The following is a 365-nucleotide window of genomic DNA, read 5'->3' as shown; positions in this document are numbered from 1 at the left end:
ATACGGCTTCAACCGTTTCCGCGGTGGCGTCTTCGCAACCCGGCAATACGTTCACATCTGACAAACCGGCAAGTTCATTGATCGCAAACAGCATGTCTTTTACAGGAGCAACATAACTCATAGCTTTTCCCAAAATAGTGAGGACCTACAATTATTCAAACCTTGCTCAACGTGCTGACAGCAACACGCACAAACGCTGGTCGTAAAAAAAGGACAGAATCAGCAATGTGTCACAACAACAATTTTTATGCTGTCAATCGCGCGACAAACCACTCACTCTGTCCTCGGTGGATAGCAGGCTGGCTGACTATCCACGGGTATTTCATGCTAACTCAAGCCAACTGTAATCAGCCCAGTTCAGCAAC

The 365-nt window shown here is 46.8% G+C and carries 1 protein-coding gene; it reads right to left on the bottom strand.

Annotated elements, in window-relative coordinates; all coding sequences use genetic code 11:
* A partial coding sequence (locus KDM89_RS20425; protein WP_212689695.1) for an acyl-CoA dehydrogenase N-terminal domain-containing protein occupies positions 1–121 on the bottom strand: 121 nt, incomplete at its 3' end.
* Between the last annotated feature and the right edge of the window lie 244 nt (positions 122–365).

The organism is Cognatundibacterium luofuense (assembly GCF_018139685.1).
Taxonomy (GTDB): domain Bacteria; phylum Pseudomonadota; class Gammaproteobacteria; order Burkholderiales; family Burkholderiaceae_D; genus Undibacterium; species Undibacterium luofuense.
Note: the sequence above shows the minus strand (reverse complement) of the source record. Positions and strands in the feature narration are given on the sequence as shown.